Source organism: Paenilisteria portnoyi (genome assembly GCF_014322795.1).
Taxonomy (GTDB): domain Bacteria; phylum Bacillota; class Bacilli; order Lactobacillales; family Listeriaceae; genus Listeria_A; species Listeria_A portnoyi.
The window spans coordinates 71594-91983 of record NZ_JAASTT010000011.1 but is presented as its reverse complement, the minus strand read 5'-3'; the positions used below and the strand labels follow the sequence as shown (position 1 = coordinate 91983).

The following is a 20390-nucleotide window of genomic DNA, read 5'->3' as shown; positions in this document are numbered from 1 at the left end:
AGAGGGTTCCCATAGAGCCCTCTAATATATAGAACTGCTAAAAAAGAGGAGAAAATAATATGACAAAAAGAAACGTATTGAAAAAAACAGGGGTTGCGCTACTGACAACAGCAGTAGTAAGTAGCCAATTAATCGCGACCGTACCATACAACGTGTTCGCGGCAGAAAATGTACAAGCAACACAAACACAAGTAGGAATTTCATCTAAGAATCTTATCCAGAATCCAGAATTTAACAATTCCACAAGCTGGATTGGATGGCATTTGCAAGACAAAATATTTGTTAAATCTAACGAAGACATATCTTTTAATGGCGATGGGTCTCTTACGTTAGGTTCTACTATCCAACAAACTATCACGACTATTCCAGGACACCAATATCAATTAAGTTTTGCCTACGCTAGACCTGGAGCTCAGTCTCAGTCGGCTGTTCTATCTACGGATGTATTTGATGGTGGGATATTGAATCCAAAAAATGACGATACCAATCGTATGAAGTTTGGAGATCTACTTAATGTAGGAACTCTCCATACTTCGGAAGCAAGCTATACGGGGAATTTTACAGCTGTATCCAATGAATCTACATTGCAATTCCGAGGATACCCTGCAACGGATTCAGACCCTACTACTGTGATTTCTGATGTTAAAATCATTGATTTAGATGCAGAGGATACAGCTCCGGTAATCAGCGGAGCGGCCAACAAAACGATTCCATCCGGCACAGCGTTTGACGTAAAAGCAGGCGTAACAGCAACCGATAAAGAAGATGGTAACCTAACAAGCGCGATTACAGTAAGTGGTACCGTGAACAGCAACGTACCAGGCAAATACCCAATCACGTATTCGGTTAAAGATAGCGGTGGCAATACAACAACGAAAACAATCACGGTTACAGTTTCTCCATCTGCGAAAGATATTACGATTAATAAAATCACAACAAAAGATACTATTGTAACAGGAACAGGGGTTCCAGGCGAAAAAGTAATGGTATTTGGCGCAGATACAGGAGCTGACTTTGGTGCAACACCAGCCATTGTAGATGCTAATGGTCAATGGAGCTTCAAAATGTCAAGAGCACAACCAGAAAATCGTCCAGTGGGTGTCCGTTTCGTGGATTATCCAGATGTGACAGCACAAACAACGGTTGTAAGTGATACTAACCCAGTCATCAGTGGTGCGGCGGACAAATCGATCAAAGCTGGCACAGCATTCGATGCAAAAGCAGGCGTAACAGCAACCGATAAAGAAGATGGAAGCCTAACAAGCGCAATCACAGTAAGTGGCACAGTAAACAGCAACGTACCAGGCACGTACCCAATCACTTACACAGTAAAAGATAGCGATGGCAATACAACAACAAAATCCATCACCATCACAGTAACAAGCAATGACAAACCAGTGATCAGCGGTGCCGCAAACAAAACAATCGATCAAGGCACAGCATTCAACGCGAAAACAGGCGTAACAGCAACGGATAAAGAAGATGGTAACTTGACAAGCGCGATCACAGTAAGTGGTTCCGTTAATTCTAACGTACCAGGCACGTACCCATTGACTTACTCTGTCAAAGATAGCGATGGCAACACAACAACAAAATCCATCACAATCACAGTGAAAGCAGCCGCAACACAAGGCACAGTAACAACAAACGATTTCACTATCAACAAAGATAGCTATATCACAGGAACATACACAGGTGATGTTAGCAAAATGAGCGTTATCGTAAATGGTAAAAAACTAACAACGATTAACACATCTGGTTCTCCATTCAAATACTATGCAGGTAGAAACATCACAGGCGTGAACGATGTCGTAGAAGTAGTTGTTTACGATGCAACAGGTAAAGAACTAGACCGTTCAACCGTTACTGTGAAAAAAGAAATCAACACACAAGGAACAATCACAGCGAACCCATTTGTCATCGGTAAAGATGGTTATGTCAAAGGTAACTTGACTGGCGACGTAGCGAAAATCAGCATGATCGTGAACGGTAAAGAATTCAGCCGTATCGACAAAGCAGCTGGTGCGTACCAATACTATGCTGGTGGTAAAATTCTAACAGAAAACGACGATGTAACGATGGTAGCTTATGATGCACAAGGAAAAGAATTGAATCGTGTGAACGTAGCCGTATCGAAAAATGATGCACCAGAAGTAGGAACAATTACAGCTAACACTTTCACAATCGGTAAAGATGGTTATGTGACAGGAACATTCACTGGTAAAGCAGCACGTCTAGGCCTTATCATCAATGGAACTGCCCTATCACGTATTGATGTCGCTTCTAGCCCATTCAAATACTATGTAGGTAGCAAAATCGCATCTACCAACGATGCGGTAACAGCCGTTATCTATGACGCAAAAGGACGCGAAATGGATCGCGTAAACGTGAAAGTAGAGAAAGCAGCACCAGTAACATCAGGAACAATCGCAGCGAATGCCTTCCAAGTAGGTGGCACAGATTCTTACATCCACGGAACAACAACAGGTGACGTCGTGAAAGTGAAAATGATGGTTAACGGAACAACAATTTCCCAACGCGCAGTCAATGCCGACGGTTCATACGATTACTATGCACGTCCAAGTATCACATCCGTGAACGACGATGTATACATGGTTGGATTTGACGCAACAGGAAAAGAACTAAGCCGCGTGAAAGTAGCATTAACAGCAGCAAAAGGAACAGTAGCAACATCTCCATTCACAGTAGGTGGAGCAGACAAATACCTTCACGGAACAGCAACAGGAGACGTAGTAAAAGTACAAGTATTCATCAATGGCACACTAGATTCTCTAGCAGTTGTTAAAGCTGACGGTACTTTCCAATACTACTTGAACAACAAAGTAACATCTACGAGCGACAAACTAGAAGTCGTTGGTCTTTCTAACAATGGTCAAGAGTTAGATCGTCAAGCCGTAACATTAAACTAAGAAACATAACATGTATAAATTATATAAGGGGGAGAGCTATACGCTTTCCCCCTTATATTGATTAGAGACAAAATGTGCAAACCTTATTTTGCTAATGATATTAAAAATTGCAGGAGGAACGAAATGGAAAAAATGACATCAGTAAATACAATGAAAATAAATGAATCTGAGATGGTAGATTGGACAACGGTGACCTGGAACGTTTTAGGAGACAGCCTAACAGATACAAGTAATCCACACTCAGAAAAAAAATATTATGACTACATCCAAGAAAATCTACACATCAAAAAAATCAATGATTACGGTATAAGTGGTTCTACAATTGGAACTAATTCTGAACCAATGAGTGAACGCTATATAACCATGGCAGATGATGCGGATTTGATTACCGTTTTCGGAGGACTTAATGACTATGGAAGGAATCACCCACTTGGAGATTTGGGCGATACTGAAAATGATACTTATTACGGTGCACTAGATGTTCTTCTAAAAGGACTAGTTGAAAAATATCCCGATAAAAAAATTGGCTTCATATCGATGTATGCTCGAACTGCCACGCCACCAACGAATAGTCTAGGAGTTCCCGATTATGCATATGTTAATGCCGGATTAGAAGTTTGTGAACACTATGGTATCAAGCATTTAAATTTATATGAAATAGCTTCATTGAACCTGTCTTCAACAGAAGGAAGTGCGTATAAATCTGATAGAAGCCATTTAAATGATCAAGGCCAAGAACATCTTGCAAAGATAATAGAGCGTTTTATTAAAAGTTTATACTAACTTACGCAAACAGAATCTTCGTGTAAAAACATTATTTTGATAATACTATGGAAAATTAGTTCATAATTTGACGGTGTTAAAAAGCCGTGAATTCAGCTACTTTCTTCCAAGAGATTGCAGTATTCTAATCAAAATATGTATTTATTGCGTACTTGAAGCATACGCTCCGATAAGGCTGGAACAATAAATTAGAACAGGGGAACATCTAAAACGTCGCCAAATTGCAATACTTTAGAAAGCAAAGTGTGTTTTTTACACAATCGAGTACGAGGATGTTTGGTAGTATTAGTAGTGTAATAAGAAATAGAGAAAGGACGGGGGTAACTGATGAATGATTTTGAAGAAAAAATGGTAGAAGAACTATATCGAAATGAACCGACGACGAAATTGGTTAGAATCATTGACTATCTAGAGAAAGAAATACTACCCACTCATCTACTCACCAACAATATTATTTTTGTTAAACACGGGGTTTTGCATACTGAAGTGAAGGTGGACAATGAGTTTTGTATTTTTAACTTTATCCAGTCGGGCGAAGTTTTTTATCCGAATCATCTAGATGAAATCGAAGAACGACAAGTGGTTGTAGATTGCGATACAACGCTGATTATCTTGAATTACGAGTTCTTTTTAAACTATGCGACGATGAAGCCGCCTTACATGAAGTGGTTGCTTGAGAAGACGAACCTGCATCTTCAAAAAGTGCTTTACGAGAGCACCAAGCAGAAAGATCAAGATGCGATCATGATGAATCTGGACTACATTCACGATATATTAGAGCAAGAAGGTCAGGATTCTGATATGGCACTGTTTGATTTATTCACAAAACGTAAACTTGCTTCATATTGCGGTGTATCACGTTCTACCTTTTATACGAAGCTCAAAGATTTAGAAGAAGCAGTAGGCTAATAAAGACCTTTCGCGTAATGTACAGGCTGTCAAAAAGAAGTCACAAATTAAAACGAAATGTGTTTAAAAGTAACGATGACATTCGTGTATGCCATGCTATAATTCTAAATGAAGGAGATGAGACTGGTGGCACCGTTCATAGAGAGCGAGTTAATAGAGTGGTTGGAAAATGATTATGGAGAAACGAGAAAAACATTTCCAGCTAATACAATTTTCCCTTTTGTGGAAGAAAAAATTATTCTTGTGTTAGGCGGTATATTGCATTTAGAGAATGACTCAGGAAGTGAACAACGAATTCTAACATACTTAAAAGGCTTTTACCTGTTAGATTTAGATGCTTTGTTTGAAGGTACACCAAGAGAAATAACCTTAATAAGTGACACAGAAGTGGAAATTATCGAGATTGACAGAGATATTTTTTTAAGATATGCGCTGAAAAAGCCTTCCTATATGGAACTGGTTTTGGTATCACATGCAAGAGTTTTATCTAAAATATATACTGAATCTTCAAAAATTTACAAAAAGACATCGTTAAAAGTAAAAAATGCCTTACAGAATCTATACAATGACGATATTTTAATGATGTCTGACAAAGAGTCTGGTTGGTACGGTATTCCCGATTTTATGACAAAAAAAGGTCTCGCAAGCTATGCACAAGTATCACGTAAAACGCTTAGCATGGAGATACGAAAGCTAGAACAAAATAATAGCTTGAAATTTATTGACAATCAAATGTTTATTAACCCACAGTTTCTATGGCAAACATAGATTCTAAATAATAATAAAGAAGGATGTGCAAGATTTTGAATAAAGTATTAAAAAAAGTTGCAACAGGATGTATCATCGGAGCAAGCGCGCTAACGTTATTGGTAGGATGCTCCAACACTAGTGATGACAGTAGCAAAGCGGCAAAAGCAGATGCACCAATTACTTACGAAAAACAAGACGCCAACAACCTAATTATGAATGTCAAAAAAGTAGAGACTGTCAAAACACAAAAAACGAAAGATAAAGTGATTGTAACGATGACTATTAAAAATAACAGTCCAATGACGCAAGATATCGGTTCCATTGATTTTGTTCTGAAGACGGCAGACAAAACGTACACTGTTGATCCAGATTCCATTGCATTCGGTCAACCGATTAAAGCAGGCGCGTCGCTCGATGGTGATGTTACTTTTGTAGTACCAGATTCTGTTGAAAAAGGGACTGTACAATATAAACCAGCCAAAGAGAGTCTAGCGGAGTGGAAAATCGACATCGAAGAATAATAGAAGGGAAGTGCTGATATGAAATTAGGTTTCGCACCAAAAGCATATGTGTACGAGAAGCAAGATGCTAACAATTTTATTTTAAATATCGATACCGTTGAGACGATTCCGACGAATAATAATCAGACGAAAGTACTCATTACGATGGAAATCAAGAATAATGCAGGTAACACGCAAGATATCGGATCGATTGATTTTTGTTTGGCAGCAAACAAAGAGGTATACGATATTGACACGGATTCTAATGCATTCGGTCAACCAGTAAAAGCTGGTGAAACGATAATGGGCGATGTTACCTTTGTAATCCCAAGCAAGATAAAAAAAGCCAATTTAGCATACAAGCCGTCAGAAACTTGTTTAGCAGAATGGCATATATCGATTAAAAAATAAATGGTATGAAATAGAGAGGATGTTCCAATTTGAAAATCACTGTTTTAGGTTTAGGTTATATAGGTCTTCCAACCGCTGTAATGTTTGCGAATCACAATCAAGAGGTGCACGGAGTAGACGTGAATAAGCGAGTTGTAGCAGAGTTAAGCCAAGGTCGCGTTCATATTGAAGAACCTGGTTTGCAAGATGCGCTAAACGACGCACTACAAGCGAAAAAATTCGAAGTTGGCATGGAAGTGACGCCATCTGAGGTGTTCATTATTTCCGTTCCAACACCAAACAACGATGATGAGCTAAAATCATGTAACCTTGATTACGTGAAGTCAGCAGTAAACATGGTGCTACCAGTACTCGAAAAAGGTAATACAATCATCGTCGAGTCGACAATTGCTCCACGTTCGATGGAAGATCATGTGCAGCCAATGCTCGAGGCAGAAGGATTTAACATCGGTGAGGACATCTTCCTAGTTCATTGTCCAGAACGCGTACTACCAGGCCAAGTCTTACACGAACTCATTCATAACAACCGCATCATCGGCGGAATGACACCAGCTTGTACGCAAAAAGGTAAAGAAATCTACAGTGTATTCGTTGAAGGTGAACTAATCGAAACGAGCGCATCCGCAGCGGAAATGTCCAAGCTAATGGAAAACACATATCGCGACGTCAACATTGCACTTGCCAATGAACTAGTCAAAATTTGTGATGAGCTAAGCATTGATTCTCTAGATGTTATCAAAATGGCTAATAAACATCCGCGTGTGAACTTACATTTACCAGGTCCCGGCGTTGGTGGACACTGTTTAGCGGTTGATCCATATTTTATCGCAGCAGAAGCTCCAACCGTTTCACCACTAATCCAAACAGCTCGGAAAATCAACACAAGCATGCCAGAATTCGTCGTTCAAAAAGCCGAAGAAGCGCTTGAATACGAAGCGAACAAGAAAATTCTTGTGATGGGACTAACATACAAAGGCGACATCGATGACATTCGTGAAAGTCCAGCAATGGAGATTTATGAAATGTTGAAGAACAATTCGCGCTATGAAGTTGTTGCATATGACCCACACGTTCAGGCGGATTTTGTTGAAACGGACCTCAATACGGCAACGAATCAAGCTGATTTAGTATTAATTTTAACCGATCATAGTGAATTTAAATCACTACAACCTAGCGATTTTGAAAATACGAATGATGCCATGATTATCGACACAAAACATATTGCAGAAAAATATCAAGGTGCTGAAAATTACTATCATTTGGGTAATATCTCAAAGGTTGGTCAGAAATTAGTGCACATTTAAAAAATGACTCAAAGGATGCGACCAATGAAAAAAAAGATACTAATAATTACTCAAAATTTTTCTCCAGAGATTGGTAGCGCAGCGAATCGCATGAAAGGCGTCAGCGAAAATTTGAGTACTAATTATGATTTAACCATTTGGACAACGGCTCCGCAATATCCACGAAAAGATATTTACGATCAGTCAGAATTTCAACAAGAGGAATTAAAGAACGCGGAAGTAAAGCGAATTGCAACGAAAAATAAACGTTTCGAAAAAATCCTTTTCTTCCGTTTTTTATTATATTTAGAAGTGTTATGGAAACTTCTTCGGCTGGTTTGGGAGGATAAAAACGAGTATGACAGCATCTTAGTGACGACACCGCCTTTATCCATCCCAATCATCGGCTTGATTGCTAAACGGAAATTCAAATCTCGACTCATTGTTGACGTGCGTGATTTGTGGCCAGAAACGCTAAAAGCTGTCAAAGGTTTTTTCCCGAGGTGTATTCGTTATTTGGCTTATCCATTAGAACGGTTGATTTACCGACGCGCTGATAAAATTCTTGTGAATAGTGAAGGGTTTATCGATTATATTCGCCGTATTGTTGGCGATGAGAAGGAGATTTGTTTTATTCCGAACTCGCTAACAAAAAATGAGCTAATCGTTGAAAAACAAGAAGTTGTAGATAATCAAGTTACGATTATTTATGCAGGAAATTTAGGTGTGGCGCAAGATTTGACGCTCTTTCTTTCGTTGGCCCACAGTTTTAAAGAACAGTCCAATGTCCGATTTTTAGTCATTGGCTACGGCATCCATTATAAACAAATGCAGCAGGATATTATCGATCGAGAACTGACGAATGTGGATATCAAGCCACCAGAACCACGAGAAAAAGTTTTTCAGCGTTTACTTAAGGCAGACATTGCATACATGGGATTGGATAAACATCCAGTATTCCAGACCGTAATTCCCGGAAAAGTCATTGACTATATGGGAGCCTCATTGCCGATTATTGGCGTTACATCAGGATATTCTAAGAAAATAATTGAACAAGCAGGTGCGGGTGTTGTTATCGAGAAAGACGGCGATTTTGAGATTCTTAAAAATACAGTTAAAGAATGGATTGAATCACCTGAAATACGAATGCAACATGGGCGATGTGGCAAGAATTTTGCAATGGAACATTTTAATTGGGAGAAAAATAAAGAACCATTAGAAAGGATAGTTGCGAAATAGCGATGAATAGTAGCGTAACGATGTTTGTATGGAATGAATTCGAGAATGACGGACGCGTTTTGCGAGAATGCACGGCGCTTGAAGAGGCTGGATACGACACGACTTTACTTGCTCTTAGCAAAGACAAAACATTCACCGAAAACTACTCCGATCAGTTGAAAATAAAACGTTTAGGTTCCCAGTTGCCAATCCTCACGAAAACATGGCAAAAAAGTCTCCTCTTTATTACTTTACTCCTCCTCATTTACTACCTCCCACTTCTCGCGATTGCTTTTATAAGTGTCTATGCTCTGCTTTATAAAACGAAAATTCGTTTCTTATACCGCAAAGTTGCCTTGATTTTCAAAATGATTTACTGGGGTTGGAAAGAAAATACGGATATATATCATGCTAATGATTTAAATACGTTACTCCAAGCCGTCATTTGTGGAAAGTGGTTGAGACGCAGAAAAGTATTGTTTGATTCGCATGAAGTGAATTTAAGTCGGTCGGGCTATGACTCATTCATATATCCGCTTGCCGAGAGTTTTCTATTACGTTTTGTCGATCGAAGCATTCAGGAAAATCACACACGAGCCAAGTTTATTGAAAAAGTATATCATTTTTTGCCAGATGTGATTTATAATTACCCGTTTTACCAGGCTGATATTGAGAACTCAGTGGATTTGCATAGTCAATTAGGACTCGCTGAAAATGAGCCTATTTTGCTTTATCAAGGCGGTTTACAAAAGGATCGCGGGTTGGATAAATTGCTCGAAGCTGTGCCTTTTATCGAGCGTGGAACAGTCGTTTTCATCGGTGACGGTAAAATGAAGCCATACTTGGTGGAAGAGACGAAGCGCAGAAATTTAGATGATAAAGTCAAGTTTTTGGAGAAGGTTCCTGTTGAAGAATTGCCACGCTATACTCGAGATGCCTATCTTGGTTTTCAATTACTAAACGATACGTGTTTCAATCATTATTCCGCGGCTTCTAACAAACTTTTTGAATATTTAATGGCTGGAGTTCCCTTGATTGCTTGCGATTTTCCGGAAATAAGACAAGTTGTACGGGAGAATAAGGTCGGTATTGTTGTGAAATCTGACGAGCCTACATCCATCGCCAAAGGAATTAATCAGCTAGTTACAGATCCAGAAATGCGTGAAAAAATGCATCAAAACGCGCTGATAGCAAGAGAAAGATACAACTGGAACAACGAGAAAGTAAACTTTTTGAAAATTTATCAAAAGCTAGTAGAGGTGTAGAGCCAAAATGAAGGGTAATCAAGTAAAAAAATATGATAAAAAGCAGAAAAATAAACCGTCTAATAAATATCAAATCGAACTGGCAAAAGAGCAAATTCAGCTGGTTACAGAAGAAAATGAACAAATGAAGCAAAAATTAGATGCGGCGTTACAGGAAAATGAGCGATTGAACGAGAATTTGGAAGAAAGTGTGCATCACGAGATTTCGTTACGCGTTGAGATAAAAAGGCTAGCACAAGCGAATGAAGTCCAAGCTAAAGCACTTGAATCTGAAAAAAAAGAACATCTGAAATGGAAAAATAAGTGTCAGGAAGTTCTTGCGATAAACGAAGAAATCAAGAATCAGCTCCGAAATGAAGCCGACCTGATGAATCAAATAAAAACAACACAAAAAGAACTGAATCAATACAAAGTCAAAACTTTCGATATCCTAGATAGCCAAAAAGGCGCATTGGCCGAACTAGTCACGGAATACGAACAGACGACTAAGAAAAGTAACCAATTAAAGAAAGAATTACTTAAAGTAAGAAAAGAACATGATGATGTAAACGAACGCTTGAACAAGTTGAGAGCGCGGCACAATCAATTAATGAATACAAAAATGATGAAATGGACTGGAGCATATTGGAAATTAAGAAAAAAACTAAGATTAACGAGCAAATAGACCTAGTACAATATACAATCAATAACTTTCAAAATGAATTGATGTCAGAACTTCATCCAGTATTTTTATCAGAGCAACAATTAAAAGAGGCAGCTAATTGGTGGTGCGTGAAAGACGAAGGATTGCAAGCTCAGACGGAGAATGGTGATTTAGTTTTCGTAAATGCGGATCAGCGTTCGAATTACACATCTTTTCGAGAAGAGAATGTAGCTTTTACACGGTATCCGCGCCATGAAATCAACGTTTTGGCTGAGGAAAGAATCGGGATTTTTGTGGAAGCCGAGCTAGAAGAAAAAATGTCAGTCAGAATCGCAGTTGTTGAATTCGATGGTCGGAAAAAGACAACAACGACAATGGTGGACGTGAATAAGGAGACGCAGATTGTGTTGGGAGAAACAACGAAACATATCCGTTTAGCCTTAAAAATTACCGGAAAAGGCATGATTCGACTGAAGAAAATGGCTTTTCATCGTGTTTTCAATCCTGTGAAAAGTCAGAAGCAGCAAGTTATCACGCATAATCCGTTCCAAAGTTTGAAGAAGATTGAGGATTTAAAGATCGCATGTATTTTCGATGAATTCACGATGACTAGTTACCAAGAAGAAGTCGATTTAATCACGTTTACACCGGAAAATTGGCAGACCGTTTTAGAAAATAATCCGCCGCATTTCTTGTTTGTAGAATCAGCGTGGCATGGTAATTTTGACGCTTGGCAATATAAAGTTGGGCGTTATGCGAACGAGGATCGACACGAGTTATTTGAATTGCTGGAATGGTGTAACGAGCGCAGCATCTCGACCGTCTTTTGGAACAAGGAAGATCCAATTCACTTTGATAAGTTCATTGATTCGGCGAAACGCTTTGATTATATTTATACGACGGATGCGAATCGAATTCCGGACTATGTGAAGCACGCGAAACATAAGAATGTGTTTGCTTTGCCATTCGCAGCGGAGCCGAAGCACCATAACCCGGTTCAATTGGAAGAGCCACGAGAAGATGGCGTCTGTTTTGCAGGTTCCTATTATGCGAATCGCCACGAAGAGCGGCGCGCGGTGATGGATCAAATGCTTGAAATCAGTGATGAATTTGGCTTGACCATCTATGATCGTAACTACGAACGCGAAGAACCGGAATTCCGTTTTCCGAAGCAGTTTGAGAAGAATGTGAAGGGAAGTCTCTCCTATAGCGAGATTGACAAGGCGTATAAAGGTTATCGCTTCATGCTGAATGTGAATAGCGTTATCCATTCGCCAACAATGTTCTCACGCCGCGTTTTTGAAGGCTTGGCGTCAGGTACACCGATTTTGAGCAGCTATTCAGAGGGTATCGATAAAATCTTTGGAAACCTTGTGATGATTGCCGAAAAACCTGAGGATCTGCGTGCACAAATGAAACACATCTCGGAGGACGATCATCTTTACCGCAAAAAATCACTCGAAGGAATTCGCGAAGTTTACGGTAAGCACACGTATAAACACCGCCTTCATTTCATGCTCCACAATATGGGGATTAAGTTGCCTGTGGAGGAAAAAGAAGTAACGGTGATTAGTCGCGCCGGTTCTGAGAAGGAAATCAAACAAGTAATTGAGGCCTTCTATAAACAGAGCTACCGTTCGAAAAAACTGATTCTATTGATTCAAAGTATCGATGATTTTAACGATATGAGTCATATTCTGAACACATATCAGGACGAAACAGTGTCGATTTATTTACTGGATTACATGAGAAATTATACGCAACTCAGCGAATTTATTGACTCGGAGTTCATTACAGTTTGGAATCAGCAGCATTTTTACGGGCGACATTACCTGCAAGATTTAATGATTGCGGCAGTGTATACGGATGCCGATTTCATTGGGAAAAGTAGTTATTACACGAACAAAGACGAGACTTGTCAGGACGTCAATACTGATGATGAGTACCGTTTTGTAACGAATTTGAAATCGACACAAGCAATTCTGAGAACGAGATATGCCTTCCGCAAAAACGTGAAGAGTTTGCTAGTCGACTTTATGCACGGTATCGATTTATCACCGCATATGAAACAGGGCGCGAAAATGTTCAGCGCGGATAAATATAATTTTATTGAAAACGGAAAACAGTTGGATGATGCATCGTTTGTCCACGTTGAAATTTAGGAGGAAGATAACGCAATGAGTGAACTACGAATTCTTTTGTACGGAGACATTGATTTAAACTTTATGGACGGCTCGGCGGTTTGGCTTACATCAATCGCTCCCGTGTTGAGTTTAAACCCTCATATTCAAGTGGACCTGCTGCTTAAGGCGAAAGAGCAGAATGACCGACTGACAGATGCACTGAAAAACAAACCGAATCTGCGTTTAATCCAACCGTTCGAAGCTTTCCCAGCCATGCCTTTTCAACAACCAACTCGCCTAAAAGTAGAGGAAGCTGTAGAAATCATGGCAAAGTTGAACCGAGAAAAGCCGTATGATCTTGTTATCGTGCGTGGCTTTGATTTAGTTCGCGAAGTCATGAAATACGAAGAGTTTCGTCATATTACGGTGCCATATTTGACTGATTTCAAGCATGACGAACGTTCGACGCGAGAAGAAAGAGAAGATTTAACGCGGGTGTACAATCATTTCGACTATCTTTTCTTGCAGACAAAAGAGACAAAACAAGCGTTTATTGACTTAATTAAGGTGGACGGTAAAAAGATTCGCCTGCTGTATCCGATGGTGCCTGAATCGGAAAGCATTCCAACTTTCAGGAATAAGCATCATCGTCTGATTTACAGCGGGAAATTCCATGAAGATTGGCATACCGAAGAGATTATTTCTGCCACTAAAAAATTAGCAGACATGGATTCGCGGATTCATACGCAGATCGTGGGCGACAAGTTCCAGGAACGTTTGCGTGAGAAAGAAACGCAACTTCGCATCAAAAAGGCGTTTAACGAAGAGGCGTCAATCGATTGGGTTGGAGCTGTTTCACGTGAAAAATGCCAAGAGTTGATTGAAGAAGCAGATGTCGGGATTAGCTGGCGCAGCGCTTCACTCGATAATGATGACAGTGTCGAATTATCAAGTAAGTTGCTGGAATATGGCAGACTCGGCAAACCAGCTTTAGTCAGAAAAACGAAGATGCATGCCGATTTACTAGGCGCTGACTATCCGCTATTTGTGGACACAGAAGCCGATTTTATTCAAAAAACAGAGGCCGTTTTGAACGACGAAACATTGTATTTGAAAGCTGCTACGATGATGTTTGAAGCGAGTCAGTATTTCACTTTTCAAGCTGCGTATAATCGCTTAAAAGAATTCATCTGGTCTTTTGAAAAACGCAAAAAAAGAATCGTATTTGCAGGGCATGATTTGAAATTCGCGACGATGATTATGAAACATTTTGAAGAACATCCAGATTTTGAAGTGATGACGGATGTTTGGCAATCGCACGAGAAACACAGTGAGAAACATAGTAAGGCTTGCGTTGAATGGGCCGATATTATTTTCTGTGAATGGGGTCTGGGCAACGCTGTTTGGTATTCCAAACATAAACAGCCGCATCAAGAACTCATCGTTCGGATGCATTTCCAGGAGAAGGATTTGAAGTTTCCACGCCTGATGGACATCGATAATATCAACAAAATTATCGTGATTACGCCTTACATGATGGAAGAATTTCAACGGATTTTCAAAATTCCTCGTCATAAAATGGTCTACATTGATAATTTACTAGATGCAGAGAAGTTTGACCTCCCTAAAAAAGAAGGCAAGGAATTCCGACTCGGTATCTGTGGTATTTTGCCAGCGCGTAAACGGGTGGATTTGGCTGTGGATTTATTTGAACAGTTGTGGCAGCGAGATCATCGCTACCAATTGTCGATTAAGAGTAAGCATCCGAAAGACGTTTCATGGTTGATGGCTCGTGAGAAAGAGCGCACGTATTATGATGGCGTTTTTGAACGGATTGAGCAGGCTCCTTGGAAAGATAACGTTATTTTTGAGCCGCACGGTGATGATGTGAATGAGTGGATGAGCACGATTGGTTATTTGCTTTCGCCAAGTGATTATGAAGGTTCGCACGTCTCGGTTTCTGAGGCGATGGCGAGTGGCGCGGTACCAATTATTAGAGACTGGAAGGGTGCCGATACCGTCTATCCGGAAATGTATATTGTGGATTCGCTTGACGACGCTATTTACTCAGTAGAACAGAACGGTTTCACGGCAAAAGAGATACTAGATCGGAAGAATTTTGCGACGAATAAATTTGATCGAAAACGTATTGTGCGGGAGATTGAGAGTTTAGTTTATGGAAGTATTAGAGAAGCGAGGTAGATGAAATAGATGGAGACGCAAACAGTTATTCAAAACGTGGAAGTTTTTTTCACAGATGATTTTTTAGAGGCAAAAGTAATGCTAGAGAGTCCGCAAGAGGATTTAGTATACGCTTTTTATGTATATAAAGTAGGCACAGCTGAGGCGATTTTTAAATCAGCTTACAAGAAATTCGATACGCACCGTTTGGAAGTAACCGAGCCAGGTGCGTATAAAGTGAAAGCCTTTGTGAAAAATGTCAAAACAAAACAAACCGTGGCGCAAACAAGCAAGGCGGTCCAAAAAACAGTTGTGAAAGAATACTGAAAGGAGCACGAAACATGTTGCACGGAAGACATCAAATGAACGGAAGCGATACGCTCGTCTTAGTTTTTCAAAATGCTGCGAAGCCTTTGAATGATGCAATACCAGGTATTTATAGTGGCAAGATAACGCAACCGGAAGTAGCCGAGATGCACGAGCGGTACACATGGATGAAATTCGCGCAACGTGTTCCAAGCGCAGATTATTTTTTCGTCAAGGACCATTTTTCAAGTGTGTACGGCTGGTATCTTATCGATAATGGCAAATTTATTTATGAACAATTTAATGCAGAATTAACAGCATTTATTCAAGAACATGGATATAAAAGAGTCATCGCGTTTGGCTCAAGTAAAGGTGGTACTGGGGCGCTAATTTACGGCTTGATGAATCCCCTCATTACCGACGTTTTTTCCCTTATTCCGCAAATTTATGTAGCGCGTTTTATCAATAAACTATGTCCAGATGAGAAAAGCTTGTTTTTTGGCACTAAAAAAGGTTTTGAGAAACAAGTGGACACGATTTTGTTTTCAGACGCGTTATATCGCAATTATACAAAGAAGAAATTATATTTTTATACAGGCACGCTGGATATTCAGTTCGATGCGTTAATGAAATACCGCAAGTTTTTATCGAAAAAAGGCATTGATAGTGAATTATTTTTAAATCGAAGCGATGAGCGGCACACACGTTTAGTGAATCAATATACGCCATTCATATTTTGCGTTTTGGAAGATTTAATTGATCAAAGCGAACGGCGAATAGAGCAACATGTCGTAACGGTTAACCCGAGTGTTCGCTTATTAAAAGAACAATAGAGATGAGGCATTAAATATATGAAAATCACGATGAAAGACTTGTCATATTCAGATAAAACAATACACCTTCCATTTTCTGTAGAGGGTGATTTGCAAAGTTGTGAGTTTGCTTATTATATTCACCAAGACGGCCAATTCATTGAGAAGCACTGGTACCAAGAGTTAACAGAAGATAGTACTATTCAATTTGAGCCGATTTATAGTGGTATGTATCAAGTTCGTTTATTTATACGTAAAGATGGCCAGTTGTTTTTCAACGAAATGTCAACGGAATTACATTTAGATTGTCAACAGAACAAGTTAGTTGAAGTGACTTTTCCAAATGAAAAAATATTCTATAGTGATGTGCCGGTCAAATATTTATTCCAGCCTGCTAAATCGCAATCTAACCATCTGATTCTATCCTTCTCAGGGCTTTATTCAACCGAAATGAGAGGTGGCGCGCCCGTTTATAATCATATTCGGACGCTGGAACCAGTCGATGCACATAAGCTATTTATTTTAGATTCGTATAAGGAGCAATTTTGTTATTACGTTGGATTTGGCGGTTCCCATGATTTCGAGCGCAGTGTCGTGAGTTTAATAACGACGATTGCAAATCAGCTGAGAATTCCTCCAGAAAATATTATCGCGACGGGATCGAGTAAAGGTGGGGCTGCCGCGCTTTATTACAGCGTGAAGTACCATTTTGGAAAAGCGATTATCGGTGCTCCACAAATTTATATTGCGAAATATTTAGATCGCCGAGCTACTTCACCGTCGATGCGAGAACGCTTTGATCGACTTCTTGGAGATGACCCTGATTATGGTATGAAGTTTTGGAACGGTTTGATTTTGAATCAAGTGGCGCTAAATACGACTTTTCCAGAATTACATTTTCATGTCGGAAAAGGGGATTTTCATTATAAGGAGCATTTGGTTCCGTTATTTAAGAAATTCGATCAGAAAAAAATTCCGTACACGCTAGATTTAGCGGATTACATGGAACACAATCAAACAGGTCTGTATTTTACGCCTTTCTTGCTAAACAAAGTGGGGGAAATGGTAAAGTCCAGAAATGAGGTGTAAGTTTGAACGTTTTAATCAACTGGTGTCGCGTACAATTATATAGCACTAGTAAAATTTTTCGTGTGGCGCGATTCGATAAGAAGGCAGTCCATCAAAATCATTTTCTAGGTTTGCTTTGGGAATTTTTGAGCCCAATGATTCAAATTGTGATTTATTATTTGATTTTTGGATTGCGTCTAGGTGGACAAAATATGGTGAATTCGGATGTCCCATATGTGTATTGGATGCTGATGGGTGTCATTCCTTGGTTTTATATAAGTGCGAGCATTAATGCAGGAGCCAATTCGATTAGCTCGAACTTGAATTTGATTTCTAAAACGAAATTCCCAGTAGAGATTTTGCCTACGATATCCATTGTGAAGGGATTAAACGGCTTTTTCTCGATGTTTGGTTTGTTCTTTTGTCTCTATATTGGGACGGGACATTTTCCAGATATATATTGGCTCCAGATGATTTATTATTTTCTAGCGATGCTTTTATTGCTCATTTCGATTTCGACGCTAAACGCGGTGGTTGTCATCTTTTTCCGCGATTATCAACTTATCATTAGTTCGACGATGCGGTTACTATTCTTCATTTCGGGTGTCGTGATTGATGTCTCGGTGAACCCAGATTCGCTACTTACGAAAATCTTGCATTTGAATCCATTTGTATATGTGATTGAAGGATTCCGGGATGCGTTACTTGGTCGAGCCGGGATTTTGGATCATTTTTGGTGGGGCATTTATTTTTTTAGTGTGACCTTCTTGATTCTGGTAGTTGGTATTTATATGACGAACAAGCATAAACAGAATTTTGTGGAATACATGTAAGGAGACGAGACGCGTATGGAGAACGTTTTAAAACTGGAAGGCATCGATAAGATTTTTTATCTCGAACGGAAAAAGTGGAATACGATTTGGCGCAACCCGTTCCGTAAGAAAGAGGAAAAATTATTTCAAGCATTAGAAAATATTTCGTTTGACGTGAAAAAAGGCGAATGTGTCGGGTTTATCGGCTTAAACGGATCGGGTAAATCAACATTAGCCAATATTATCGCGGGGCATTTGGCGCCGACAGCAGGGGTTCTGGAACAAAAGGGAAGTGTCTCGTTACTTGCGATAGGTTCAGCGTTGAAGCCAAATTTGACAGGTGTCGAGAACATCCGTTTAAAAATGTTGTTGATGGGATTCAAGCCGAAAGAAATTGAGCGGCGGATTCAGAACATTATTCAATTTACCGAACTACGGGATTTTATCAATCAGCCGTTAAAGCAATATTCGAGTGGGATGCGCGCCAGGTTAGGTTTTGGGATTGCGATTCAAACAGATCCAGATGTACTTATTATTGATGAAGCGTTGTCCGTGGGGGATTCGACGTTTTATCAGAAATGTGTCGACGAGATTGAACGGATGAAAGCAGACGGAAAAACAATCTTTTTTGTCAGTCATTCTATGAAGCAGATTAAAGATATTTGCGATAAAGTGGGTTGGTTGCATTACGGACACTTAGAGGCTTTTGGTGAGAGTGATGAGATTTGCTTAGAATACAGTAAGTTCATACACCATTTTGCGAAAAAAACGCCAACTGAAAAGGAACAATATCAAAAAGAGATGATTTCAAAGCAAAAAAAGACGGTATTAAAAAAGCAGAAGACTGAGAAACACAGTTTTCCAGTACTATATTTTATCATGTTACTCCTTACTTTTGGTTTAAGCGCAAGTAAATTACTTGGCTTGTGGTAAGCGAGATTAGAAAGGACAGAATCAGATGACAGTTGCATTTAATGGGAAACATATTCAGAATCAATCCGATACGCTAGTTGTTATTTTTCAAGGTGTATTTACGAAAACGAATGAGGCTTACGCGACAAGAATTGTAAATGGGCAAATGCCAGATGAGAACGTGAAAAATCTCCATTCATATTATCATTTTATGAAAGTATCCATGCGAAATGAGACGCGTGATTATCTGTATTTGGAAGACTATTATTCGAAATTGTACGGCTGGTACTTGTTTGACAATGGCCGTTTTATATATGAGGAATTGAGTGCGCAATTAAACGAATTTATCGAAAAGCATGGCTACAAGCATGTGTATCTTGTGGGGAGTTCAAAAGGTGGTGTTGGAGCGATTCTGATGGCACTACATTGTCCGAGTGTTGAACAAGTATACACGATGGTACCGGATTTACGGATTTCAACAGATGGTTTTGGTGAAAGCGGACGGCGCTTATTTTTCAATCAGGATGCGGCGTTTGAGAAGCAAGTGAAGACGATTTTTGAAGGAGAAGAGATTTTCAAAGCATTCAAGAAACAAGAGAAAAAAGCGCGATTCTTCTTTTTCACAGGGGTACGTGATTACGGATTCCGACCAGTGACGACTTTTCATAATAAATTAATAAACGATTTTCAAGCGGAGAGCCACTTGTTGATTTTGCCGACGCCTGAACCGCATAGTCCACTTATCAAGAACCATTCGAATTTGATGAATCATTTAATCCAAAATATCGATAAAGATGTGCCGTGGGAAGCCGATGAATTCACATCGGTCTCTAAGCACGCTCATATAGCAACATATAAAACAATCGGTATGAAGTAGAAAGGGGAAACCATACATGAAAAAAATATTACTACTATGCACCGCCTTTCTTGTCCTAAGTTTCGGATTAGCAGCCTGCGGTCAAGAAGTAAAAACACCAACAAAAACACCAGAAAAAACGACAGCAAAAGCAGTCACAACAAGAAAAGATACACGCCAATATTTCGAACAAAGTTGGAAGCAAACGTGGAAAGGGCTAGAAACGAACATTAAACACGTGACGGTAGTTCAACTATCCAACGCCTCCAAAACGAAAATGAAAACCAAGGATCAAGGCGTTATCGGTGTGAAAATGCACGTCAAAAATACAACCGATCAAGATATGTACGTTTTTTCTGACCAAGCAGCACTTGTCGTTGATGGCAAAACTAATCCAATTTTTAAAAATGATAGCCAAAATATCACGGAGAAATTAGCTAAAAATAGTGAAAAAGATATTTTACTAATTTTCCATATTCCAACGTTGACATCAGTGACACAGTACAAGCAAGTCATTTTGAAATGGGCAATGAGCACGCAAAAAGATGTAACGAAAACAGATGGTGACAATTCTAAAAAAGAGGAAGTAACACTGCCCTTAACAAGCACGAAATAGATGTTTAAATCA

The 20390-nt window shown here is 39.4% G+C and carries 19 protein-coding genes; all 19 read left to right on the top strand.

Features of this window, described 5'->3' with window-relative positions:
- Positions 1-59 precede the first annotated feature (59 nt).
- The 19 genes from HCJ66_RS09160 (at position 60) to HCJ66_RS09070 (ending at position 20378) form a co-directional block, all read left to right on the top strand.
- A complete protein-coding gene (locus HCJ66_RS09160; RefSeq protein ID WP_187132859.1) occupies positions 60-2930 on the top strand; it encodes an immunoglobulin-like domain-containing protein in 2871 nt (956 codons plus the stop codon).
- A 123-nt stretch (positions 2931-3053) separates the two neighbouring features.
- The gene (locus HCJ66_RS09155) at positions 3054-3713 is read left to right on the top strand and encodes an SGNH/GDSL hydrolase family protein (RefSeq protein ID WP_187132858.1); all 660 of its coding nucleotides are present in this window, start codon (positions 3054-3056) and stop codon (positions 3711-3713) included.
- Between the two features lie 327 nt (positions 3714-4040).
- The gene (locus HCJ66_RS09150) at positions 4041-4622 is read left to right on the top strand and encodes a Crp/Fnr family transcriptional regulator (protein ID WP_187132857.1); all 582 of its coding nucleotides are present in this window, start codon (positions 4041-4043) and stop codon (positions 4620-4622) included.
- Between the two features lie 126 nt (positions 4623-4748).
- The gene (locus HCJ66_RS09145) at positions 4749-5390 is read left to right on the top strand and encodes a Crp/Fnr family transcriptional regulator (RefSeq protein WP_187132856.1); all 642 of its coding nucleotides are present in this window, start codon (positions 4749-4751) and stop codon (positions 5388-5390) included.
- A gap of 35 nt (positions 5391-5425) precedes the next feature.
- Positions 5426-5893, top strand: coding sequence for a DUF4352 domain-containing protein (locus HCJ66_RS09140; RefSeq protein ID WP_187132855.1), 468 nt, complete (start codon positions 5426-5428; stop codon positions 5891-5893).
- A gap of 18 nt (positions 5894-5911) precedes the next feature.
- Positions 5912-6283: a DUF4352 domain-containing protein gene (locus tag HCJ66_RS09135; protein WP_181676903.1), complete on the top strand. Its 372-nt coding sequence runs from the start codon at positions 5912-5914 to the stop codon at positions 6281-6283.
- A 29-nt stretch (positions 6284-6312) separates the two neighbouring features.
- Positions 6313-7587, top strand: a complete 1275-nt coding sequence (locus tag HCJ66_RS09130) for a nucleotide sugar dehydrogenase (RefSeq protein WP_187132854.1) — start codon at positions 6313-6315, stop codon at positions 7585-7587.
- 24 nt (positions 7588-7611) lie between these two features.
- The gene (locus HCJ66_RS09125; RefSeq protein ID WP_187132853.1) at positions 7612-8805 is read left to right on the top strand and encodes a glycosyltransferase family 4 protein; all 1194 of its coding nucleotides are present in this window, start codon (positions 7612-7614) and stop codon (positions 8803-8805) included.
- A gap of 2 nt (positions 8806-8807) precedes the next feature.
- Positions 8808-10049 carry a glycosyltransferase family 4 protein gene (locus HCJ66_RS09120; RefSeq protein WP_246438621.1) on the top strand — a complete coding sequence of 414 codons (1242 nt, stop codon included), beginning with the start codon at positions 8808-8810 and terminating at the stop codon, positions 10047-10049.
- Positions 10050-10056: 7 nt separating this feature from the next.
- Positions 10057-10713, top strand: coding sequence for a hypothetical protein (locus HCJ66_RS09115; RefSeq protein ID WP_187132852.1), 657 nt, complete (start codon positions 10057-10059; stop codon positions 10711-10713).
- Entirely contained in the window at positions 10674-12854 is a 2181-nt protein-coding gene (locus HCJ66_RS09110) for a CgeB family protein (RefSeq protein WP_187132851.1), read from the top strand. The genes HCJ66_RS09115 and HCJ66_RS09110 overlap by 40 nt, the downstream gene beginning before the upstream one ends.
- Positions 12855-12869: 15 nt before the next feature.
- Positions 12870-15017 (top strand): glycosyltransferase, encoded by a 2148-nt coding sequence (locus HCJ66_RS09105; RefSeq protein WP_187132850.1) that lies wholly within the window; start codon positions 12870-12872, stop codon positions 15015-15017.
- A gap of 9 nt (positions 15018-15026) precedes the next feature.
- Entirely contained in the window at positions 15027-15323 is a 297-nt protein-coding gene (locus HCJ66_RS09100) for a hypothetical protein (protein WP_181676909.1), read from the top strand.
- A gap of 14 nt (positions 15324-15337) precedes the next feature.
- Entirely contained in the window at positions 15338-16135 is a 798-nt protein-coding gene (locus HCJ66_RS09095; protein ID WP_187132849.1) for an alpha/beta hydrolase, read from the top strand.
- An 18-nt stretch (positions 16136-16153) separates the two neighbouring features.
- Positions 16154-17203, top strand: coding sequence for an accessory Sec system protein Asp2 (locus HCJ66_RS09090; protein WP_187132848.1), 1050 nt, complete (start codon positions 16154-16156; stop codon positions 17201-17203).
- Positions 17204-17205: 2 nt separating this feature from the next.
- Positions 17206-18015, top strand: a complete 810-nt coding sequence (locus HCJ66_RS09085; protein ID WP_187132847.1) for an ABC transporter permease — start codon at positions 17206-17208, stop codon at positions 18013-18015.
- 15 nt (positions 18016-18030) lie between these two features.
- Positions 18031-18927 (top strand): ABC transporter ATP-binding protein, encoded by an 897-nt coding sequence (locus HCJ66_RS09080; protein WP_187132846.1) that lies wholly within the window; start codon positions 18031-18033, stop codon positions 18925-18927.
- Between the two features lie 25 nt (positions 18928-18952).
- Positions 18953-19783, top strand: a complete 831-nt coding sequence (locus HCJ66_RS09075) for a hypothetical protein (RefSeq protein WP_187132845.1) — start codon at positions 18953-18955, stop codon at positions 19781-19783.
- A gap of 16 nt (positions 19784-19799) precedes the next feature.
- Positions 19800-20378 (top strand): hypothetical protein, encoded by a 579-nt coding sequence (locus HCJ66_RS09070; RefSeq protein WP_187132844.1) that lies wholly within the window; start codon positions 19800-19802, stop codon positions 20376-20378.
- The last annotated feature ends 12 nt before the right edge of the window (positions 20379-20390 follow it).

Excerpts from the sequence above, each read along its gene's own strand:
- HCJ66_RS09135 (WP_181676903.1), top strand. The coding sequence starts at position 5,912 with ATGAAATTAGGTTTCGCACCAAAAGCATATGTGTACGAGAAGCAAGAT.
- HCJ66_RS09155 (WP_187132858.1), top strand. The coding sequence starts at position 3,054 with ATGGAAAAAATGACATCAGTAAATACAATGAAAATAAATGAATCTGAG.
- HCJ66_RS09095 (WP_187132849.1), top strand. The coding sequence starts at position 15,338 with ATGTTGCACGGAAGACATCAAATGAACGGAAGCGATACGCTCGTCTTA.
- HCJ66_RS09100 (WP_181676909.1), top strand. The coding sequence starts at position 15,027 with ATGGAGACGCAAACAGTTATTCAAAACGTGGAAGTTTTTTTCACAGAT.
- HCJ66_RS09075 (WP_187132845.1), top strand. The coding sequence starts at position 18,953 with ATGACAGTTGCATTTAATGGGAAACATATTCAGAATCAATCCGATACG.
- HCJ66_RS09125 (WP_187132853.1), top strand. The coding sequence starts at position 7,612 with ATGAAAAAAAAGATACTAATAATTACTCAAAATTTTTCTCCAGAGATT.
- HCJ66_RS09070 (WP_187132844.1), top strand. The coding sequence starts at position 19,800 with ATGAAAAAAATATTACTACTATGCACCGCCTTTCTTGTCCTAAGTTTC.
- HCJ66_RS09080 (WP_187132846.1), top strand. The coding sequence starts at position 18,031 with ATGGAGAACGTTTTAAAACTGGAAGGCATCGATAAGATTTTTTATCTC.
- HCJ66_RS09160 (WP_187132859.1), top strand. The coding sequence starts at position 60 with ATGACAAAAAGAAACGTATTGAAAAAAACAGGGGTTGCGCTACTGACA.
- HCJ66_RS09120 (WP_246438621.1), top strand. The coding sequence starts at position 8,808 with ATGAATAGTAGCGTAACGATGTTTGTATGGAATGAATTCGAGAATGAC.
- HCJ66_RS09115 (WP_187132852.1), top strand. The coding sequence starts at position 10,057 with ATGAAGGGTAATCAAGTAAAAAAATATGATAAAAAGCAGAAAAATAAA.
- HCJ66_RS09090 (WP_187132848.1), top strand. The coding sequence starts at position 16,154 with ATGAAAATCACGATGAAAGACTTGTCATATTCAGATAAAACAATACAC.
- HCJ66_RS09105 (WP_187132850.1), top strand. The coding sequence starts at position 12,870 with ATGAGTGAACTACGAATTCTTTTGTACGGAGACATTGATTTAAACTTT.
- HCJ66_RS09150 (WP_187132857.1), top strand. The coding sequence starts at position 4,041 with ATGAATGATTTTGAAGAAAAAATGGTAGAAGAACTATATCGAAATGAA.